This window comes from Sphingobacterium sp. HSC-15S19 (assembly GCF_050433745.1).
Classification (GTDB): domain Bacteria; phylum Bacteroidota; class Bacteroidia; order Sphingobacteriales; family Sphingobacteriaceae; genus Sphingobacterium; species Sphingobacterium siyangense.
On the sequence record NZ_JBNPWQ010000014.1, the window covers coordinates 133212 to 155187 of the forward strand.

Annotated in this window: 22 protein-coding genes; 10 read left to right on the forward strand and 12 right to left on the reverse strand. The window is 38.6% G+C overall.

The features are described from left to right. Positions 1–32: 32 nt before the first annotated feature. From L1283_RS13450 to L1283_RS13480, 7 genes are all read right to left on the reverse strand, one after another. Positions 33–986, reverse strand: a complete 954-nt coding sequence (locus L1283_RS13450; protein WP_088163138.1) for a nucleotidyl transferase AbiEii/AbiGii toxin family protein — start codon at positions 984–986, stop codon at positions 33–35. 6 nt (positions 987–992) lie between these two features. Next, positions 993–1562, reverse strand: a complete 570-nt coding sequence (locus tag L1283_RS13455) for a hypothetical protein (protein ID WP_088163137.1) — start codon at positions 1560–1562, stop codon at positions 993–995. A gap of 30 nt (positions 1563–1592) precedes the next feature. After that, the gene (locus L1283_RS13460; RefSeq protein ID WP_088163136.1) at positions 1593–1907 is read right to left on the reverse strand and encodes a hypothetical protein; all 315 of its coding nucleotides are present in this window, start codon (positions 1905–1907) and stop codon (positions 1593–1595) included. A 97-nt stretch (positions 1908–2004) separates the two neighbouring features. Beyond that, positions 2005–3138, reverse strand: coding sequence for a restriction endonuclease subunit S (locus L1283_RS13465; protein ID WP_088163135.1), 1134 nt, complete (start codon positions 3136–3138; stop codon positions 2005–2007). Position 3139: 1 nt separating this feature from the next. Then, positions 3140–4615: an HsdM family class I SAM-dependent methyltransferase gene (locus L1283_RS13470; RefSeq protein WP_088163134.1), complete on the reverse strand. Its 1476-nt coding sequence runs from the start codon at positions 4613–4615 to the stop codon at positions 3140–3142. 87 nt (positions 4616–4702) lie between these two features. Beyond that, positions 4703–5401 carry a hypothetical protein gene (locus L1283_RS13475; RefSeq protein ID WP_088163133.1) on the reverse strand — a complete coding sequence of 233 codons (699 nt, stop codon included), beginning with the start codon at positions 5399–5401 and terminating at the stop codon, positions 4703–4705. Positions 5402–5518: 117 nt separating this feature from the next. Next, entirely contained in the window at positions 5519–6526 is a 1008-nt protein-coding gene (locus L1283_RS13480; protein ID WP_088163132.1) for a helix-turn-helix transcriptional regulator, read from the reverse strand. Positions 6527–6726: 200 nt separating this feature from the next. Between L1283_RS13480 and L1283_RS13485 the strand changes: the two genes are divergently transcribed. Together L1283_RS13485 and L1283_RS13490 are read left to right on the forward strand one after the other, a co-directional pair. Further along, entirely contained in the window at positions 6727–7104 is a 378-nt protein-coding gene (locus tag L1283_RS13485; RefSeq protein ID WP_088163131.1) for a hypothetical protein, read from the forward strand. 17 nt (positions 7105–7121) lie between these two features. Then, a complete protein-coding gene (locus L1283_RS13490) occupies positions 7122–7619 on the forward strand; it encodes a hypothetical protein (protein ID WP_088163130.1) in 498 nt (165 codons plus the stop codon). 109 nt (positions 7620–7728) lie between these two features. Here L1283_RS13490 and L1283_RS13495 read toward each other — a convergent pair whose 3' ends face one another. Continuing rightward, a complete protein-coding gene (locus tag L1283_RS13495) occupies positions 7729–8190 on the reverse strand; it encodes a helix-turn-helix domain-containing protein (protein WP_088163129.1) in 462 nt (153 codons plus the stop codon). 668 nt (positions 8191–8858) lie between these two features. On the opposite strand from L1283_RS13495, the gene L1283_RS13500 reads away from it, so the two are divergent. Then, positions 8859–9107, forward strand: coding sequence for a hypothetical protein (locus L1283_RS13500; RefSeq protein WP_088163128.1), 249 nt, complete (start codon positions 8859–8861; stop codon positions 9105–9107). A gap of 135 nt (positions 9108–9242) precedes the next feature. On the opposite strand, the gene L1283_RS13505 is transcribed toward L1283_RS13500, so the two are convergent. Beyond that, the gene (locus L1283_RS13505) at positions 9243–9965 is read right to left on the reverse strand and encodes a 3-ketoacyl-ACP reductase (protein ID WP_088163127.1); all 723 of its coding nucleotides are present in this window, start codon (positions 9963–9965) and stop codon (positions 9243–9245) included. A gap of 97 nt (positions 9966–10062) precedes the next feature. Here L1283_RS13505 and L1283_RS13510 point away from each other — a divergent pair, with 97 nt between their 5' ends. Beyond that, positions 10063–10767, forward strand: coding sequence for an IclR family transcriptional regulator (locus L1283_RS13510; protein WP_088163126.1), 705 nt, complete (start codon positions 10063–10065; stop codon positions 10765–10767). A 425-nt stretch (positions 10768–11192) separates the two neighbouring features. Here the strand turns inward: L1283_RS13510 and L1283_RS13515 are convergent, their stop codons facing one another. Continuing rightward, positions 11193–11654, reverse strand: a complete 462-nt coding sequence (locus L1283_RS13515; RefSeq protein WP_088163125.1) for a helix-turn-helix domain-containing protein — start codon at positions 11652–11654, stop codon at positions 11193–11195. 1440 nt (positions 11655–13094) lie between these two features. Here L1283_RS13515 and L1283_RS13520 point away from each other — a divergent pair. After that, complete coding sequence (locus L1283_RS13520) at positions 13095–13907, forward strand: RNA polymerase sigma factor (protein WP_088163124.1); 813 nt, start codon at positions 13095–13097, stop codon at positions 13905–13907. Positions 13908–13917: 10 nt separating this feature from the next. Continuing rightward, a complete protein-coding gene (locus L1283_RS13525; protein ID WP_088163123.1) occupies positions 13918–15012 on the forward strand; it encodes a hypothetical protein in 1095 nt (364 codons plus the stop codon). Between the two features lie 140 nt (positions 15013–15152). Here the strand turns inward: L1283_RS13525 and L1283_RS13530 are convergent, their stop codons facing one another. Together L1283_RS13530 and L1283_RS13535 are read right to left on the reverse strand one after the other, a co-directional pair. Then, complete coding sequence (locus L1283_RS13530) at positions 15153–16883, reverse strand: M23 family metallopeptidase (protein WP_232475627.1); 1731 nt, start codon at positions 16881–16883, stop codon at positions 15153–15155. Positions 16884–16894: 11 nt separating this feature from the next. Continuing rightward, positions 16895–17506 carry a fumarylacetoacetate hydrolase family protein gene (locus L1283_RS13535; protein WP_070570197.1) on the reverse strand — a complete coding sequence of 204 codons (612 nt, stop codon included), beginning with the start codon at positions 17504–17506 and terminating at the stop codon, positions 16895–16897. A gap of 482 nt (positions 17507–17988) precedes the next feature. Between L1283_RS13535 and L1283_RS13540 the strand changes: the two genes are divergently transcribed. From L1283_RS13540 to L1283_RS13555, 4 genes are all read left to right on the forward strand, one after another. Further along, the gene (locus L1283_RS13540) at positions 17989–18624 is read left to right on the forward strand and encodes a DUF6266 family protein (RefSeq protein WP_088163122.1); all 636 of its coding nucleotides are present in this window, start codon (positions 17989–17991) and stop codon (positions 18622–18624) included. Positions 18625–18660: 36 nt separating this feature from the next. Then, the gene (locus L1283_RS13545) at positions 18661–19320 is read left to right on the forward strand and encodes an HAD family hydrolase (RefSeq protein WP_070570193.1); all 660 of its coding nucleotides are present in this window, start codon (positions 18661–18663) and stop codon (positions 19318–19320) included. A gap of 87 nt (positions 19321–19407) precedes the next feature. Then, on the forward strand, positions 19408–19896 hold the full coding sequence (locus L1283_RS13550) for a gluconate 2-dehydrogenase subunit 3 family protein (RefSeq protein ID WP_070570191.1): 489 nt from the start codon (positions 19408–19410) through the stop codon (positions 19894–19896). A gap of 7 nt (positions 19897–19903) precedes the next feature. Continuing rightward, positions 19904–21619 (forward strand): GMC oxidoreductase, encoded by a 1716-nt coding sequence (locus L1283_RS13555; protein WP_088163121.1) that lies wholly within the window; start codon positions 19904–19906, stop codon positions 21617–21619. Positions 21620–21976 lie beyond the last annotated feature (357 nt).

Genomic DNA, 21976 nt, shown 5'->3' on the forward strand with positions numbered 1-21976 from the left:
TAAATAAAATATATTTAGGAGTAAAGAGGAAGTTATAATCGAGGTAGCTGCTTGTGAATATCAGACAACATCAATTCAAATTCTGGTTGACCATTGTAATAAAGGGCCTCAGAACTATGATAAAGTTGAGCCAACTTAGCTCTAATCTCCATATCTTCTAGCAGAAAAGCTTGATTTTTTGCTAGCGGGATTTCGTAATCTGCTTTTGGGAATCTGTGTTCTTTATGGCTATAATACGCTTTGGTGCCAATGAATTCGTTTACTTCTTTTTGTTGTAATAGGTGAAATATGTCGTAGTACTGGCGCATAAAATTGATCTGATCGTTGCCGGATTCGATCATATTTCGATATTTAGTTGCTATGGTTTGAAGTTTCTCTATAAAGGTATACCCCATATGATAGCAGGGGACATTTAACGCCTTATTATTGAGAATTGGTACCTTTAAATCTTGAGCTTTTTCCAAAGCCCAAGAAGATACATCTATTGGCATATTGGGATTTATAGTGTCAAATCCCACTTCTAGCAATATTCCTTCTTTGATACCTGGTACTGATTGAAAGTGCGATGGATATATTAGTCTTATGCCACCACTACGGTAGTGTTTTTCATCGTCAAAATTAGTATCTCTGACTACTTCTGCTATTCCATCTATATCGATAGTTTGCGCTAATGAATCAAAAAACGTTAGCCTTTTTTTACTATTGTTAATATTGGTATTTTTAGGGTTTTCATTTATATTTAACTCCTTTGGTGGTTGAATATGAATGTCTATGTCTTCAGAAAATCGGTGTATAATTTTATAGGCCTTCGATAAAGATGTCCCTCCTTTGAGCTCAAATTGTAGCCCCAGTTTTTGGAGACCATATAGACTCTGCATGATCCAGTAATCTTTTTCAGCTAAATATGGGTCAATACTTTTTTCTTCTGCAATAATGGATAGCAGATCTTTAAAATCTGAATGATGGTGTAAATAGTTAACCTCCATATATCTTTAGATAACTTCTTGTATTAGCTTTTTGGTAGCTATTGTACCGTATTTATTCGCATTACGATTCAATTCTTTAGCATTGAAGTTTTTGAGCTTAGTACGTAGAGCTGAAGTTATAACCTGTTTGTCTTCCGCTAATGTATCTAAATTATTAAGTAAGTCAACAACCACATACTCTTGAGTTAGTTTCTTAGGGAATTTGGGTTTTCGCCTAAATTGGTAAACTCTGTTACCCAATTTTATGTCCTCATGTCTTTTGTGATTGTATATACGTTTTATATTATACAACTGCGTGCTACCAAGCCCTAACGCATTGTAGTAGTTGGGCGAAGTTATTAGATAATCGTCACCTTTAAGAAATACTTTTATCAGTTGCTCTTCATCTGGTGGAGCTATACCGAAAGCAGTCATTTTGGGGGCATAGTAAAGCCCCTGAGCCAGCTTTTGTAGTGAGCCATCAGCAATGGATTCAGCAAGATGTCTATCGACAGCTGTTGAAAACTTAGCCAGTTCCTCCCGCCTATAAACTTTGCCTACCCGTAGTTTTTTCTTAAAATTATCTAATGATGACATATTACAAATGTATGAAATATTATTAAAAATTCATGCAAAGTATTTCATGAATTTTGTTACCTCTATTAGATAGTGTTTGTAAATCGAGGATTTAATTTCATTCAGTTCTTTTAGATAATCTTCTTTTCCAAAGATTGAAATTCTCCGATAGTCAATTAACCAATCTTTATCTGAAAAATTATCCCAATCACGAATGTGTATAGCTTCCAAATTTAGATAATCGCCTCCTTTCTTTAACTGTGCTTCATCTTCTCTAAATAGTTGTTCTAATTTTTTAACGGTGAATTTATAGGTTTCTATTTGAGCCAGTAGCTTGTCTAAGTAATCTTTGTAGTTTTTTTCCATTTCTTAGGCTTTAAATAATTGTTTGCTAGAGATTATGTCGCTACGCTCGCAATGACCTGTTTTGTACCGTCATTGCGAGGAGGAACGACTCAATTAGCTACGAGACCAACTCACCCTTGAATGCTTTCTGCAATAAGGATTGAAAAAGTTCCTCGGATTTCTGTGCATTGGTTTGCGCTTTGAGCTGGTTGATCAACTCTATTTTTTTAGCGAAGGCTTCTTGGAGGTGGAGAGGGGGATTAATTATTTCATAATTTTTAATCAAACCAGCATTAAGGTTAGGTTGATTTCCTCCTCTGCCTAAACTCCTCAAGTCTTCATAATTTAGCTTTAATAATTCGAATAAATAAGCATAATTCATTTTTTTTGAGGGAGATATAACAGCGCAAGCTTGATTCGTTGCGGCATCAATACCAAGAATACCGATCTGCCCTCTTGTCTTCCCCTGTCCATACATTGCAATAATTATCGACCCTTTAGGGTAAATTCTACAACTGGAAGACTTTAAAGCTTCTTCGGATATTTTTTCGTCTGTCTCTAAGATCGTTGTACCCCTAACTTCACCAGTTTTTACCCAGGGAATATTGCCAACATAAAAACTATCATTTGATCTGCTAGGGGTACTACCGGAAGAAACATTTGATAGGTCAGCTATCTTTATCACCTCCCAACCTTTCTCATTTCTAACCGGATCGCCGAACATATCGATAAAAATAGCTTGCGCAAGTTCGTCGTATTTGGTTTGTAGGTCTTTGTCTTTGCGACGTAATTCATCCGCCTTGTCCAAGATCGTAGCTATTTTTTCTTGAATAGGTAACGGGGGGAGCGGGACTAAGGTATTATCAAAATTTCCTTTCGTAATATGTTTCATGGTAGCACCATGTACTTGAGATTTTAAGTCATCTAAAACATATTGAATAAGGTATATAAAAAAAGACTTATTAATTTCTTTTTTATTAAAAACTACTTTAAAAATATGTTGATTTAACCAACCATCAGACTTATTCCAAGTGTACACTCCAAGCGTAGCAGACCATGAAATCAGTATATCACCTTTGGTTATTTTGTACTTACTATCAAGTTGTCCTTTATAATAATTAGTTTCTGATGATGATTTTGTTAAATTTTGAATCCTAATTATTTCATGTCCCTCACTGGACCAATCAGAGGGCTTAAATGCGTAACCATTAATAAATGTTGCTAGTTCCCCTAACTTAACTTTCTCCCACATATTACAACAGCCCTTTCAATTCGTTTAACAATACCTGTCTCTCCCGATCAATCTCCGCTATCTGCTCAAAGATTACCGCTGGCTTTTCATAGCTCACGTCTTCATACACGACCTCTTTATAGCGGTTGATACTCAAATCATACCCATTATCGCGGATTTCCTGCGCTGGCACGAAGAATGACTGATTCGTACGTGTACGATCTTGTTCGTTAGCTTGGTTATGGTATCGTGTGATAATATCTGGGATATCATTGGTCGCAATAGCATTGCGCTTGTCATCCAAGCTATAACCATCGGCTTTCATATCGTAATACCAAACCTTGTCAGTACCGCCCGAATTGGTTTTGGTGAAGATCAGAATTGCGGTACTTACCCCTGCATAAGGTTTAAATACCCCTGAAGGCATGGAGATTACAGCTTGCAATTGTTGGTTGTCCACCAATTCTTTGCGAATGGCTTTGTGCGCAGTGGATGATCCAAACAAAACGCCATCAGGAACGATCACAGCAGCACGCCCCCCAAGGGTCATCATGCGTAGCATCAGACTCAAGAAAAGAATCTCGGTTTTCTTCGTATTTGTCATTTGGAGCAAGGAGCTCTCAACATCATTTGCATTCAGCGCGCCCTTAAATGGCGGATTGGCTAAGATAAGGGAATATTGTGAACTGATACCATTGCGCTCAGCTAAGGCAGAACCTGAAAAAAGTACGGGGTTCTCAATGCCGTGCAACTGCAAATTCATCGAAGCTATGCGCAACATGGAGGGATCGATTTCCATTCCATTGAACATATTGCCGTAATAGTGCTCACGGAAGGTTTTATCGAGCAGCCAATCTTCATGCGTTTCTTGGATGTACTCAGCAGCGTTCACCAAGAAACCTGCAGTACCCATTGCTGGATCACAGATGGTATCGTCTTGTTGGGGTTGCATCAGCTCCACCATCATGCGGATGATATGCCGCGGTGTCCGGAACTGCCCATTGGTACCTGCCTCGGCAATTTTACTTAGCATATACTCGTATAGATCACCTTTCGTATCTCTGTTACTCAACGGTAATTTGTCGATCTGTTGTACTACGCTATCTAACAGACTTGGACTCTCTATCATGAAAGTTGCGCCTTTCATGTACTGCGAAAATTTACCTCCTGCGGTACCAAGCGTACGCATAAAGTCAAATGCCGTCAGGTTCTCTAGATCTGTTTGTGGTATGCGAAAGATATCCATCATGCGCTCAGGATCTAAGTCTTTAAAATAAGACCAACGTAGTGGCTTCTGCTCTTCAGTGTAGATATCTGCTTTTTTTGAGCTTCCCAATAATTGTTTTTCTTTGTCAATCGTAATCTGCCTATCATCCAATTGTTTTAAGAAAATCAGATAGGTAAATTGTTCAATAACGGTCAAGGGGTTAGAAATTCCTCCTGTCCAGAAGTCATTCCATATTTTATCTATTTGGGATTTTATTTCTCCGGTAATCATCAGTATTGGGGTAATTTGTTTTTTTTGCTCTGTAAAGGTAAAGATTTGTTTTTGTTCTTTATTTCCTAAAAGTTTGTATGCGGCCTTTTAAGACTGAATTTTATATTCTGATTCTAAAAGTGATTGCGAATCCAATAAAATAGATATATCAGTAATATCTCCAATAAAAACAGAATTGTCTTCAATAAGATTCACTGCTATTCGGAATTCATTTTGGTATTCAAATGTCTTTTGCTTTTGAAAGATTTCATATTTGCCAGCAAACATTGGGCAATTGTCATAATATGAGACATGATCCATATCATAATTTGATTCTATTTTTCCAATCAATCTTTCTAAGAACTCCAATGGCTTGGTGATTATTAAAGCACTTTCACCAAATTTCAGCATTTTGCTGTCAATTTTATACGTATCGTCAATCACATTTGGAATAGCATATAAACAGTAGAGATGGCTGTATTTATTCTGAAAGAGATTTAACTTCATTTCAGGGATATTTATTGTAATATCCTTTTGATCCTTGCTTTTGAATCGTATAGAACCCGACCCCGAAAATCTTCTTTCCAACCCCTCTAGAGGATCTCTTCTATAAAAATCCGTTTGGTCTAAGTCAATATCTTCTTTATTTAAAAAACTATTTAACATTCGCTGGAATTCTTCTTTCTCTTGCGTTCTGTACCCTTCGAATGTGCCAAAATAGACCTGTCCCAATTGTTGTAATTTAACCAAATCTTCTTTTCTTCCTATCTTTATTAGAATTGGAGGAACCTTAATTGTTTTGTTCATACTGCTTTTTATTAATGATATAAAACTAATAAGAAACTATGCAGTAGATGTGCATAGATGTTGTCTGGCTTAGCAGGCTATCCAATAAGGTTTGATATTGAGCGATATGGTTTCATCCTAATAATATTGCTTCACGCTTTCTTCGAGCTTTTCACGAATTATCGCTCTTACCTCTGTCGGCTCCAAAACCTCCACAGCAGGACCAAAACCTAGTACCTGAGCATAAAACTCATAATTAGGAATAATCTCCAGTTGCAAGATGATATATTCCGAGCCGCGTTCGATAACAGTCTGTGAAGGATGTAAAGGCTTCGATTCAATATATGGCCATAGCGACTTATTCACTTTGATTTTGACAAACTGACAAGCGCCGCCAATAGGTTTACTAACGCCTATTATATCTTCGAAGTACGCTTCATGCGTGTCCTTCTGAAGACTAAATGCGATACCTTCGGCTGACTCAAACGTAATCATACGATCCAGCGCTAGACTGGTCCAAGTATCAAAGCCGTCCCGCTGGCCAAAGAGAAACCATCGCTTATTATATTGTTTCAGAAAATATGGATGTATTAAAAAATCTTCTTCTTTATCTTGATTGAACGATTTGTACCGTACGGTCAATACTTGTTTTTGCTGTATGAATTTTAGCAAATCTCCCAAAAGATGGAGATTTTTAAGGTATTCATTTTGGTCAAAAAAGATGCATTCGTCCAGATCCTCCAATTGAAAACTCTTTTTGAGTTTCAACGCCAGTTCTTGGACAAAATCAAATTGGGGCAAACCTTTAAATCTTCCTAACATATCCAGCGTCATTTTTAGTAAATCAGCTTCCACGGGGTTGATTTGTTGCATGCCGATCGAATATCCTCCGTCGGCATAACGGTAGTAGGTCTTTTTCCCATCTTTAAAAGATGCTATGGGGGCTCGGAAACCTGTCTCACTACGCATAAAATCGATGTCTTTCAATATTTGTCTGCGAGAGATAGAGGAGTTCCTGCCAGTATAGTCCATTAAAGCTGCTGAGACATATTCGATAAGGTCATCGATAAAAAATTTCCGGCCTTTGTTGGAAAAACACCTGTCCAAGGCTTCGTAACGTATAATTGCATGTTTGTTGGTGGCCATCACTAATTTATTGGTCTATAACAAAGATAAGGCTTTTCTATGCATTGTATGTGCATAGAAGATCGTAAACCAGTGAACATACAGTGCACACGACCTTATTTACTTTGTAGCAAGTTTATTCATTCAATAATTACATTTCCTACGGTAACCCGTAATGTTGAGTGAAATGAACTGGATATGTTTGCCAAAATTATTTAACTATGTATAAATTACTACTTTCAGGATTATTGATCTTATCGCTGAGCGCTTGCCAAAGTTATAAATATGGCAGTGAGGGCCCCACAGAAAAGAGCAACCTGACCATGGGGGTGGTCAAAAGCCGAATCATCAAAGGTGAAACAACACAAGACGAAATCCTCAAACTATTTGGATCGCCAAATCTTGTTTCCAAAAATAAATCAAACCGTGAAGTCTGGAGCTACAACAAGATGTCAGTCGAACAAAAAGCGGGATCAACAGATTTTTTTGCTGGTCAACGTGCGAGCCAAAGCAGCAGCAGTAGATCTTTTGATCTCATCATTACGTTTGATGAAAAAGATATTGTTGTAGATTATTCCGTTATATCTACCGCATTTTAACCTTAAAACACACAAAAATGAAAAAAATTATTACGTTATTATGTATTGCCATCCTATTTGGCTCATGTGCTACAAAAATGGTTACCAAATCACCTAGTGAAGTAAAGATGATGACCACAAAGCAATTGGAATCTAATCAAGAACTCGTATTCAAGTCAGTAATCAGTCTACTACATTCCGAAAGCTATATCATTGATCGCGCCGATAAAGAAACAGGATTGATCAACGCCAGCAAAAGAATTGAAAATAAAAATGCTGCTTCCCAGCGTTTTTGGACGGGTGTATCCAAAGATGCCAATACTTCCAAAGCGATGTTTTATATAGAACCGATAAATGATGAAGTAACGGAAGTCAAGATTACCATGTACGAAGGGTCTGAGTCTAGCCGCAACGGTTACTGGGGTCAGGTGAATAAAGATACAAAAGAACAAATGATCTATGAGCCGCAGGTCTACCAAACCTGGTTCCAAAGCCTACAAGCCGAAATCGAACGTCGCAAAGCATTGGGTAGATAAATTGTCGTTAACAATATTATTCACTTAGATTTATAAATGAATAGTCATAAAAAAGGGATGTTCATTCTTGCAGAACATCCCTTTTTTATAATTTTTATACGACGGAGTACTATTTTCCTTCCTTCAATTTTTTTACTTCATTGGTAAGGTCCAACACCGCCTGGCTCAATGCTGCAATGGATTGTGTCTTCGCTCGATCCTCCTCAATAAATTTTTCAAGCAATGCGACCAGCTTATCTGATCCATCATTGTTAAATGTTGGTTGGGAATGTTGACTAGAGTTGGTTGAGTGATCGTTAAATGTATGTGAATGCTGTATATTATAAATTACATTCTCATCCTTAAAAGATTGAACAAATTCAGCTGTTACCCCCAATGCAGTAGCCAGCTCTTCTAAAAGCGGCTCATCGAGTGCGACCATATTTTCAAAGTCCGAAATCCGTTGCTGCGAGTACTTGTTGCGGCAAAGCTGACCGAAAGCCTCCTGCTTAATTCCCTGAATCTCACGGATGCGTTTAATATTGTGACCGATATGCATGGTTTCGTTTTTTTCTTTAAAAATAGTATTCATAATCTAGCAAAATTAGAGGGTGGTTTTTTACCGGTAAATCGGTGGAATACCACACCCTAAAATAATAAGTAATGCAATAACTTTGCCTTTAAAGTTACGAATTATTATTGTAACGAACAGCAACCGCTGAATGCTCTTTGACCTATTGGTATTGAAAGAAATTTTATAAGATCAATAAAAATTAAAAATAATGAGGCTGCTTGATAAGGCTTCTTGTCCTAATATACACAACTGAGGCCGTTCCTTGTTAATAAGGAAACTTTATAACGTATGCATAAAGTGGCTGTCTTACGTGTGCTACATATAAGAATAGCTGACCGTTTGTGACACCGCAGGTTGAAAGTGATTTCAAGTACAAAATCTATATTATGCACAACTAGTTTCTCACGCGCTCAACAGTACTAAAAGTATATACGATAGGTGGGCATGCTCTTGATAGAAACTTACACAATTGGCGTTCGCTTACTCGTTTTCCGTAGCATATCAATAATTCGTATACACAAAGGTTGGCGCTCGCTTTAAATCTGTTTAATAAGAAATATATCAATACCAATTTTGTCAATGTGCTATTCAGCTTTAATATACCTATTATAAGATCAAGGTTTTCCAAAAAATCCGTCAGAGCCGGTCGAGATCTGTAAAAGTGATAAACCAATTAAACATGGATTATGGAAAAAGGAACTTTGACACAAGAAGACGAGGAACTCATGGGGCAATACGGCGAATACAGACAGATTAAAAAGGGAGCTTTGCTCCACAGAGAGGGAATGGTAGCAAACTATGCATCAACTCGAAGACTCACCCCAGAAACACTACGAAGATTTTGTATCAAATTATCCCAATATCTACAGTCGCATTCCGCTTTATATGATCGCTTTTTACCTAGGTATTTCAAGAAAAACACTGACAAGGGTTAGGGGCGGGAAATAATTAGTCACTTTATCACCATCTACACTCCTGATAAAAAGGTTTATCAAAATAATGATGATAAAAAAGGCTAAATTAACCGTAGTTCAGTTAGCCTCTTCTTACAACGTTGACAATAAAAAACCTTATGGATTGGTAGACCACAAACTGAATTCTTTTACAAAAGCACGTTTTGGCAATTTCAGATGGTGTACGACTAGGGTCGCCAAATCTTCCGGCTGTAATACTTTTTCTTCGTTTCCATCGGTGAAGTTGGCGTTCACCGTCATATCTGTGGCAATGGTACTCGGGTTGATGGTCGATACACGAATGTTGGACTTGCGGCCTTCTTGCATCACACTCTCGGTAAGATTGATCACCGCTGCTTTTGATGCTCCGTAGGCACTCATTTTTGCAGAACCTTTCAAACCTGAGGTAGATGCTATGTTAATGATATCACCACCATTGTTTTTGACCATTTCCGGGAATACCTCGTGGATCATATAATACGTTCCAAATACATTTATTTTGAAAGCTTGCTCCCATTGCTCAACTGGCAATTCGTTGATACCTCCTACAGCCAAAACTCCGGCACTATTAATAAGAATATCAATAGTTTCAAAAGTTTCCAAAATACTTTTTACCGTGTCTTGCACACCTGTATAATCTGAGACATCCAAGGCATAAGTTTGCACTTTTACATCGCTGTTAATGGCACTGATTTCAGCAGCTACCCGTAACAAATCTTTTTCTGTACGACCTGCCAGAGCTATATTGACCCCTTCTTTTGCCAATTCCAAAGCCATCGCTTTACCTAACCCTTTACCAGCACCTGTGATAAGGGCATTCTTATTTTTTAAATCTTGCATATTTCTATTTTATATATCGCAAAATTCTGTTTTTATTTTATTATAAACGACTATTGAGTATTAAAATGTAAATTTGTTCCGTAATAATGAACAAAACATGATACAGTCGCTCGAGAAGCTATTTCTCATTATGGATTATATGGTACAAAACGGTAATCGGGTGCGTATACAAGATATTGCATCAGGTTTGGATATGAAAAAATCTACGGTACATAATTTTGTTAAAACCTTGGTGCAGATGGGCTATGCAGATCAAGAGGAACTTTCTACCCGATATTACCTCACAGGCAAAATGCATCACCTCATCCCAACGGAATATTCTACCGCTACACTGAAGACAGACTATCGTCCTATCGTAGAAAAAATAACCGAACTCACCGGTGAAACCGCTTATCTAACCATACAGCTAGGATCCTATATGCGGCACGAACTAAAAAGCGATCCCAAACGCTCTGTACGTATAAGTCTAGAAGTAGGTAAAGAAATGGATGTAATGAATTCGGCTTTGGGTAATGTTTTTATGGCACATTCACCGAGTTTGACCAAACAATTAATGTTTAATCTCATCGAGCCAGAACAAATCAAATTGCAAAAGCAACTCGATAATGTAATAGAAAAAGGCTATGCTGAAGATTATGAACGTTTGGAAAAAGAGATGAATTGCGTAGCGGTACCAATTTATAGTAATAATAAATTATTGGCAGCAATTGGTATTTCAGGCCCATCGTATCGTTTTGGAACTAAAGAAATGCAACAGGGAATACAGATCATTCAATCATTATTAAAGAATAAGGTATCTTAATCTACACGATAATCGTTCTATAGCGTGTAGATGGAATGCATCATGCTTATTGTACTGTGACAATTAAAAATGTAACATTGAACAACGTAAAACGACTGCTTTTGGTATTCTGACATATCAAGATACGCTACTGTCTTTAATGCCACCATTGGATACGTTCAAAAAGCATTAATTAAAACTAGCACGGAATTCCAAAGGTGTCTGATTGGTATTCAAGATACAAAAGAACAAATGATCTATGAGCCGCAGGTCTACCAAACCTGGTTCCAAAGCCTACAAGCGGAAATCGAACGTCGCAAAGCATTGGGTAGATAAATTGTCGTTAACAATATTATTCACTTATACCTATTAAATGAATAGTCCTAAAAAAGGGATGTTCAGCAAGAATGAACATCCCTTTTTAATAATTTTTATACGACGGAGTACTATTTTCCTTCCTTCATTTTTTTTACTTCATTGGTAAGGTCCAACACCGCCTGGCTCAACGCTGCGATAGATTGTGTCTTCGCACGATCCTCCTCAATAAATTTTTCAAGCAATGCGACTAGCTTATCTGATCCATCATTATTAAAGGTGGGTTGCGCGTTTAAGCCTACAGAATTATCGCTGAAGGTCGAATTGTTGTTATGCTGTATATTATAAATTACATTTTCATCCTTAAAAGATTGCACAAATTCAGGTGTCACCCCCAATGCAGTAGCCAGCTCTTCTAAAAGCGGCTCATCGAGTGCGACCATATTTTCAAAGTCCGAAATCCGTTGCTGCGAGTATTTGTTGCGGCAAAGCTGACCGAAAGCCTCTTGCTTGATTCCCTGAATTTCACGGATGCGTTTAATATTGTGACCGATATGCATGGTTTCGTTTTTTTCTTTAAAAATAGTATTCATAATCTAGCAAAATTAGAGGCTGGTTTTTTACCGGTAAATCGGTGGAATACCACACCCTAAAATAATAAGTAATGCAATAACTTTGCCTTTAAAGTTACGAATTATTATTGTAACGAACAGTAACCGCTGAACGCTCTTTGACCTATTGGTATTGAAAGAAATTTTATAAGATCAATAAAAATTAAAAATAATGAGGCTGCTTGTGAAGCCGTAGGGTGAGGATAACGATCACTCACCAAATAAACTTATTGTAGTACACATAGCGTTTGGCTATGCCTGTTAAAATGTGACGCATTACCATTCAAGCTATTTTATGAAAATACACAATGGCCTGTTGATTACTGCAATTTAAGAGACAAATTATCTCGAGAACCTTTAATAACACACACAATGGCGGACTTCATGTCAAACTTATTATCTGTAACAACACGCAAAGTTTCTGGCAGAACCATCTTACTTTTGCGAACTGACTAGCTAAATTATACTTGAAAAGCACAATGACGGTCCTTGCGTAAAAGAGGAATATATACAATTGGTCGTTTTATCAAGCTATGAATAATAGTAAAGATTTTTTTTAGAGGCTGCTTGTGAAGCCGTAAGGTGAGGATAACAATCACTCACCAAATTCTTATATCGAAATATACATCGTACTTAGCGGCACCACATTATGTTGCGGATCGCCCGCAATACAAAAAAAGAAATGCAATGGTGAGCTGTCTGTAAGGTTGAGAATAATACAATGTCTCGCGTAAACTTTAACAAAAGGAACACAACGGCGGACTTTCTGTCAATCTACAAGGAATTCTACTTGTAGAAATAATCTTTACAAAATAACATCAACAATCTTGAGGCTGCTTGTGACGCCGTAGAGTGAGGATAATTTCACTCACTAAATACTATTTATTTGTACTAGAGCTCGGTATATACAAAGGGTGGGCCTTGCTGTGAAAAATCGGGAGACCAACGATCTGCGATAAGGCTTCTTGTCCTAATATACACAACTGAGGCCGTTCCTTGCTAATAAGGAAACTTTATAACGTATGCATAAAGTGGCTGTCTTACGTCTGCTACATATAAGAATAGCTGATCGTTTGTGACACCACAGGTTGAAAGTGATTTCAAGTATAAAACCTGTATTATGCACAACCAGTTTCTCACACGCTCAACACTACTAAAAGTATATACGATAGGTGGGCTTGCTTTTGATATAAACTTACACAATTGGCGTTCGCTTACTCGTTTTCCGTAGCATATCAATAATTCGTATACACAAAGGTTGGCGCTCGCTTTAAATCTGTTCAATAAAACATATATCGATACCTAGTTTGTCAATGTGCTATTCAGCTTTAATATAAACCTATCATAAGATCAAGGTTTTTCGAGAAATCCGTCAGATTCGGCCGAGATCTGTAAAAGTGATAAACCAATTAAACATGGATTATGAATAAAACTTTACAACAAAAGCAAACAGAAAAGTATATCGCTCTACTTCAAAACGGAGACGAACGAGGCCTGAATTTTTTCTACCATCGCTTTTACAACTGCCTCTTTGCACGAACATACCGCGCCACGCAAGATGACTGTGCTGCGGAGAGCATTGCACAGGAAGCTATATTGAGGCTATGGCTATTTCGAAGGGAGGTTAAAGATGTGGACCATATTTTAGCCTTTTTAAAAGCACAAGTCAAGGCCGCTCTCCATGCTTTCTTCAACAAATCGCGAAATAGATTTCACCGCAGCTTGCTTCGCCTGGATGCTATTGAGGACTATCAGGAATTTTTGTTAGGCTACGAAACGGAAGAAGTGGAGGAGATGGATCTCGTTTATCTGGAAAAACTGGAAGAGGAAAAGCAACTGCGTTTGGATCAACTTGGCAAGCTGTTGCCAAGTCTTAACCAACAACAACAATTATTCATTAAGCTCTGTCTGAAATACAGTTTTAACTACGAGCGTATTGCCTACTATCTCGGCGGAATTTCAGACTATGAAGTTAGCCTGCAGGTAGAAAAAACAATTGATACGCTCCGATCAGTATTTAATAGCTCGCAAAAAATGGAGCTTTTGAATAGACCGAGAAAGATCGTGCTGGAGGGTGAATTTGATGAGCAACAGGCAGAAATTTTCCATATGCGCTACGAATTGCAATTGTCTTTTGAGCAAATCGCAGAAGCATTAAAACTGAATTCATCTATGGTAAAGAAGCTGTTTGTACAGGCACATATCAAGCTAAAAACAGATAAGAAAACCGCATAATAAAAAAATTATGGAAAAGGATACGATCATCTTAACACGCAAAATACAGATCTATTTGGATTGTGAAGATAAAGAGCAACGCGCAGCATACTTCAAACAATTATTTGAATGGCAGGATATGGTGTATAGAGGTGCCAATATGGTGATGACGCATCAATATGTACAAGAACAGATCAAAGATCTGATCTACCTGCGCGATGATGTTAAGGTAAAACTGGCGGACTTCAAAAAGGATCCCGACGGCATTTTCACGTCTTCAAAAATGAATACGACCTATCGTATACTATCGTTGTATTTTAAAGGGAAGCTACCGTCAAAAATTATTTCAGCGATGAACATGACTTTGAATAGAGCATATAGCACAGATCGTTTGGCTTACTGGAAAGGCGAAAAGTCGTTGCGCAATTATAAAAAAGATATGCCGATTCCCTTCGGTGGAGATCAGATCAAACTAAGCAATGATGAGAAAGGCAGGGATTTCAAATTGACACTCTTCAAAATTCCTTTCCGTACCTATCTGGGTAAAGATCGGTCGGATAAAAGAGTCCTTATACAAAGAGCCTTAGTCGGCCAGATCAAAATATGCACCAGTTCCATCAAAATTGTGAAAGGGAAATTATTCTTGCTCTTGGCGCTCGAGCTTCCAAAGAAACAACTTGAACTCAAAGAACATATTATCGCCGAAGCTTCGCTTTCAGTGGAACATCCAATCACCGTATGTATCGATAAGGACAATTTTCAAATAGGAAATAAAGAAGAGTTTTTATACAGACGAATGGCCATTCAGGCAGCAAGACACCGGATACAAAAAGCAGCTGCTTATAACAAAGGTGGACATGGCAGAAAGAAGAAGTTACAAAGTCTGGATCATTTTGAGGAGAAAGAACGTCGCTATGTCGATAGTCGACTGCACTTATATAGCCGTCGTTTGATAGACATCTGTGTGAAATCTGAGGCTGGAACACTGCTATTGGTCAATCAAACTTCTAAAGAGGAGGTCGCTAAAGAAGATGAATTTTTATTGCGCAATTGGAGTTACTATGGGCTGATCGAAAAGATTAAATATAAGGCGAGCATGGCCGGTATACATGTTATTGTTGAGTAAAGGAAAAGAGTCCTCGCCAATTCCAGGACTCTTTTCATTTACTCATTTTATCATTTCCCTTTTGTTTGAACCAAAATTCGAAAATTGCAATTAATGTAGCAGATCAGGTCGGACAAATGTTGTAAGTTTGAAATTAGCTGTTAACGCGATGTGGAGAATGAAGCCTCGTAGACCTTCAAATTCCCTTTGTTGTCTTTCACTTCAAGTTTAAAGTCGTGTCTGCCACTGCTGAGTTCCGGTTCGAAGTCATGCCAGATATGTCTTGTTTTAGGGTCATATTTCATTAAAGCCCATTTCCCGTCAATATAAGCGTCAAAAGTAGCTATACCCGATAGATTGTCACTGATGGTAAAATCGATGGAGCGTTGATTGGAAACATTCTTGCCGTCAGTCAGGTTACGCGCAGTGATATTTGGTGCAATGGTATCGACAGCGATGTAAAAACCACCAAATTCGCGTACGTTGGCTACCACCCAGCCGTTCTCATATTGACCACCTTGTGCTCCGCCATCAGAAGAAACAATCAAGGCTTTGTCATAAAGATTTTCAGACAAGCTGTAGTCTGGTTTGATCATGAGCTTATAATATCCGAACACCGGTGTATAAGCGTTGTGGATATAGTGCATTGCCGAGTAGCCTTTTGCAGGTTTTGCTCCCTGCGAATAATTGAAGTAAAGGTCGTCATACAATATATTTTTGCTCATATAAACCCGAGCATTCTCCGCTTCATATTTGTTTTCATCGGCATAGTGAAACATTTTAAGCCCCTTCGCATTTGGGCGGCTGATGGAAAGTGAAGGGTTATTCTGCACCTTAAAATTCAATTCGCTCGTATTCCCTTGGACATCTTTAACGACATATTTTACATCATGTACCTCATTGTCTTTCAACGTGATTTTACCGAGGTTATCCAAGTTTTTGAAGATGTTGATCGGATTGTTAGGATCTTTGAAGCTCTTTTGCACGCGTACCCCTGACTTTTTTAAATAAGGGTAGTCTACGTAGGACTGTATCGCACGGGTCTGATCAAAAGGAATGGATTCGAACAGTACCGTGCTGATGTTTTTATTGTCTAAAAATAGTTCAATCGAATATACACCATATGTAAAAGAGATTCCTCTCCGTTTATCAACGGTGTTGATTCCCAATCCAAAGGTACCATTCACAGAGATAGGGGCGTTTGTTGCTAAACTATAATTGCCGCTACCAACAGATCTGATGGTTTGATGCCTGCGGGGCGTATTTTCATCAAACAGTTCGGAACCCAAATCGTAGACCGTCATACCGCGGATAATCGGTTTGACACCGTCTGGAAACAACAGTCCAAACAATTGCGGATTGAGCGGCAATTGTGCTTTTGTATCCCGGATTTCAAAATGAAGATGTGGACCTGCAGACCCGCCTGTATTGCCCGAATTTGCAATAAACTCACCTTTTCTTACAAGTACTTGGTTGGGTTTGAGAAATATATCGACATCAAAACGTTTTTGCTTGTACTGCTCATCTTTGATGATTTTCGCAAGATCCGAATTGAAACTTTCGAGGTGCATGTACACCGAGGTGTAACCATTGGGATGATCAATGTAAACATAATTACCACCACCACCTATCTGTACCCTGACGCGGGATACAAAACCTTCCGCCGCTGCATGCACAGGAATATTGATGCGTTGTTGTGTCCGGTAATCGTCTCCACCATGAAAATGCGTTGCGCGCAATTCGCCGAACGATCCTGAAGCCTGCGGCGCAATGTCCATGGGGCGTACAAAATAATTTTGTGGATAATTGCGGCTTTTGATAATATCTTGTCCCTTGCTTAGACCTGCCATGCAGGCCAGCAGGGAGAGCATTGCTGTCGTTTTTTTTATCATGCTATTCCCAGCTATTTGATTTTACAGCTAAACATCTTCTGTTCGCCAATGAAACCTTCCAATAAATCGCCGATGGCTACAGATCCGACACCAACTGGAGTTCCGGTGTAAATGAGGTCACCTTTGCGTAGGGTAATAAATTTGGAGGTATATACAATCAGATCTTCGTAGGAAAATATCATATCCTTGGTATTTCCCTGCTGAACTTTTTGCCCATTTTGCTGCAGGGAGAAATCAATCGAATTTACTTCCGCAAATTCTTCTTTAGGAATCAGGTTGCTGATGACTGCCGAATGGTCAAATGCTTTTGCCAATTCCCAGGGAAGGCTTTTTGCTTTTAATTCTTGCTGCACGTCCCTTGCGGTAAAGTCAATCCCTAGGCCGATAGCATCGAAATAGGTTGATGCAAATTTTGGTGTCACATGTTTTCCTTCCTTACAGACCCGGAGGACAACTTCGGTTTCGAACTGAATGTTTTTGGAGAATTCGGGGTAATAGAAATCTTTGTTATCCTTTAAGACCGCTGTATCGGGTTTTAAAAATATAATGGGATTCTCTGGGACTGGATTATTGAGCTCTTTCGCGTGGTCGATGTAATTGCGACCGATTGCAATTATTTTCATGATATAAATTTTTAAGGCAATGAAGCTTTCAGATTTCTTGCGAACTCATGAGCTCGGTTTTCATCGCGTGTACGTTTGAGGCGGTATTCGAAAGTACTATATGCTATTTGTTAACTACCTACACTTGGCCGGAATGCGCTATGCTAACGAACGTAATGGCTATCTTCTAAAAGCTTGTCGTGCATTCATACTCGGTATACATTAGTTTTCGTTTACCACAACAAACTTAATAAATGTCCAAAGCTTATCCAAAAATGAAGGAAAACAACTGCTTTTATACACACTATCAAAGTAACTATTTACATAGGTTTTAGTTAGGTTTTGTTTAGGTTTTGGTTAGGTATAATATAGGTTATAGCTAACTAAAACCTATACTATACCTAACCTAATTCTAATTTATATCTAACTTAATTAAAACTTTAGTACTGATCATTTGTTTAGCGGTAGATGTTAAGATTGCAATTAAACAAAAAACTTAAAATATGGCTATATTAGAAGATGGTCCAAATGGTGGTTTCCGGGGTAAAGTTGGATCGATATATGGATACAATCGTATGGGGCAATGGATTATTCGGGGAGCAAGGAGGAAAAGTAGTAAACCTCCGACTGAAGCTCAGCGATTACATCGCCAAAAAATGAAGGCTGTCGGAAAATTTTGTGCAGAGAACAAGGCTGTCTTTGATTTTGGCTATGAGTTAAAAAAAGAAAATGGATCTAAATATGGTGCATTTCAGCTCGCGCAAAAACATGTTTTCAATGATGTACTGGCTTTTGATGCCGATCATAATCCTGTTGTGAATTTTGAAAATTTGAATGTGTTTGTGGGGGATCTAATACCGCCCACGGGTACTAAGGTAAGTGTGAATGAAGGTCGTATATTTTTGGAATGGATACCAAACCCGGTGTATGATGATGAAATTTATAAGCTAAATCTAGCATGTGTTAGCTTAAATGATTTCTGCTCGTTAAAACCAGCAGTTGCATCTGCTAGGGATGGCCAATGTTTTGTGGACGTACCGGTTGAATTAAGCAAAAAAGCTGATTATCATGTCTACATCGGTTTTTGGGATACGTATCATGGTGCATTCTCAAATTCTACGTATTGTGGCGTCATTTAATAGGATTTTTCCACCTACTTGTCTATCTTTAGCACTATGAATAAAATACAGGCGGTATTGTTCGATCTGGACGGTACGTTAATTGATTCGGAATATTTCTATTTCAAAAACTGGGCACCTATATTAAAACAGGAATTTAACCTTCAGATCAACTATGAAGATTGGATTCGCGATTTTGCTGGACATACTTTAGCACATAATGTCAAGCGTCTTACCGAGGACTATGGCTACGACGTGACGGAAGAACATATGTGGAAGCGTACACGTGCGGCTTATGCCGATTCTAACATGAGCGATATTGAATTGATGCCTGGAGCACGAGAAATTTTAGCTTTTTTGAAAGCAGAAGATATCCGTATTGGGCTTGTGACCTCGAGTTATAGAAGCACAGTCGATACTGTTTTGGGCAAGCACGAGCTTTTGGATTATTTTGAGTTTTTTGTCACGCGTGAGTGTGTGGAGCTGCCAAAACCCAATCCGGAACCTTATCGTTTGGCATTGACACATCTGGGTCTACCAGCCGACCGCTGTGTGGCTATTGAGGATACGTCAACAGGAAGTACATCGGCATTGGGAGCAGGGACACAGTTGATTGCAGTTACGAAGCAAGAGGTAGAACGTGCTAGACTAACAGCTGTTGATAACATTGTGGAAAACTTATCTGAGGCGAAAGCCCTGTTGGCGCAATGGATTTGAGGGTTGTAAAATAATTTAATCGTTTTAGCATTTGTATTTTTATTCGGATATATGTAATATTACCGAATTGTAAAGGGAACTCTGATTATGAACCGTAGAACCGCAATAAAGCAATTTTTCATTATCGCTGGCGGACTGACAATTTTGTCGTCCTGTCTGAATGATGGAGGTGCATCAATTGTATTAAATAAGCTGAAGATTTCGGCGGAAGATGAGCAATTTTTGGGCGATCTGGCTAACATCCTGATTCCGAAATCGGATACACCGGGAGGAAAGGATCTGAACCTGCATCTTTTCGTCATCAAAATGGTAGATGACTGTGAGTCGCCAGAAAATCAGGCTAAATTTGTCGCTGGTTTCAACAAATTGAGAAAACAGTTGAATTTAAAAAATAACAAAGAGACTGAGACCACTTTGGCGGGGTTAAAAGACCAAACCGACGAGAAGGCTTTTTTTGAGACCTTCAAATCGCGTGCAATTCAGGGGTATATGAACTCAGAATACGTGATGAAGAATAAGGTGATCTATAAACTTATTCCGGGTCCGTACAATGGTGCGGTAAAAGTTAAGGCATAAATAGCACATGGCAAATCTAAATATTGACAGTGAAAAAAACAGAACCTACGATGCGATCGTGATCGGTTCGGGAATTAGTGGCGGTTGGTCCGCAAAAGAGTTGTGCGAGAAGGGCTTGAAAACATTGGTTTTGGAACGCGGACGTGATGTGCAACATATCAAGGATTACCCAACCACCAATATGATGCCTTGGGAGTTTGAACATCGGAATGAAATGCCTTTCAAAGTAAAAGAAGAAAATCCGATTGTCAGCAAATGTTATGCATTCCATGAAGATGCAGCCCATTTTTTTGTAAAAGACAAGGAACACCCTTATATTCAAGAGAAACCTTTTGACTGGATCAGAGGCTATCAAGTTGGTGGAAAGTCCTTATTATGGGCGAGACAGACACAACGTTGGTCTGACTTTGATTTCGAAGGGCCAGCGAGAGATGGTTTTGCAGTAGATTGGCCGATACGTTATGCTGATTTGGCGCCTTGGTATGCTTATGTCGAAAAATTTGCCGGTATTGCAGGTAATCACGATGGACTTCCTGAATTGCCTGACGGTGAGTTTTTGCCAGGCTACCCCTTAAATATTGTCGAGAAGTATTTTAAAGAAAGCGTCCAAAAGAAATTTCCGGAGCGCAAAGTGATTTCAGCACGTTGTGCACACCTATCAAAACCAAATCAGATTCACATCGAACAAGGACGTGTACAGTGTCAGAATCGCGTACTTTGTCAGCGAGGATGTCCTTTTGGTGGATATTTCAGTTCCAATGCAACGACAATTCCTTGGGCGGCCAAAACCGGAAATATGACGCTACGTCCATTTTCGGTTGTTCATTCGATTCTCTATGATGAACAAAAGGGAAAGGCAGTGGGTGTACGTGTTATTGATACCAATACAAAAGAGGAAATTGATTTTTATGCCAAACTGATTTTTGTCAATGCGGCTGCAATCAATACGAATTTGATCTTATTGAATTCTAAATCGAACCGTTTTCCAAATGGTTTGGGTAATGATAGTGGTGTGCTCGGAAAATATGTTGCCTTTCACAACTATAGTGCACGCATTTATGCAGAGTATGAAGGGATGTTGGATTTTACGGCCGAAGGGCGGAATCCCGCCGGTGGAGGCTATATTCCACGTTTCAGAAACTTGCACAAACAGGAAACGGACTTTTTAAGGGGCTATGCTGCCGGTTTCGGAGCTTCGCGTAGTAAAGAGTCGGATCGTTCGGGCTTAGGGCTAGATCTGAAGAACAATTTGTTGAATCCTAAATTAGGTGTTTGGCAGGTTGGATCTCACATGATGGGTGAAACGATACCGAAAGAATCAGGAATGGTTTCATTGGATAGCAGTAAGAAAGATGACTGGGGTATTCCTTTGTTAAAAATTGCTGTCGATTATGATGAGAATGATGAAAAAATGAAAAAGGATTACATTGCTGTCATGACGGAGATGTTTACAGATGCTGGCTTCACAAACATTCGCCCGGATACACACTGGCAGGCTCCAGGTTTGGATATCCATGAAATGGGCGGTGCACGTATGGGGCATGATCCAAAAACTTCGGTATTGAATAAATGGAATCAGATGCATGCGGTGAAAAACGTTTTTGTCACCGATGGTGCAAGTATGACCTCGACATCAACACAAAATCCTTCATTGACCTATATGGCATTTTCGGCTCGATCTGTCGATTATGCGATTAGCGAAATGAAGAAAGGAAATATCTAATGTGCTGGGGAAAGGTTTTGAAAATAAATCTTTCCTCTGTAAAATTAAAGTTCTATCTTTCCACCCGAATAGCACGTTAAAACCAAGAAAGAATAACCAAAAAGGAAAACAATAACGAATAAACAATTAATGAACCAATAAGTAATCAAAAAAAAGCAATTAAAAAACCAAAATAGGGAAACCAAAAAATTTTACAACAAAAGCAAAAGCGATTTAGCAGACTTTATTGCAGATTCTATGCGGCAATAATACCATAGACATTTGAACCCAGACGTTTTCTGTTAAGTGAAAGCAATGGAATATAGCAGGCAATTTTAAGAAAGTAGATCGATTTTAAAAACATCAATTAAGGGAAAC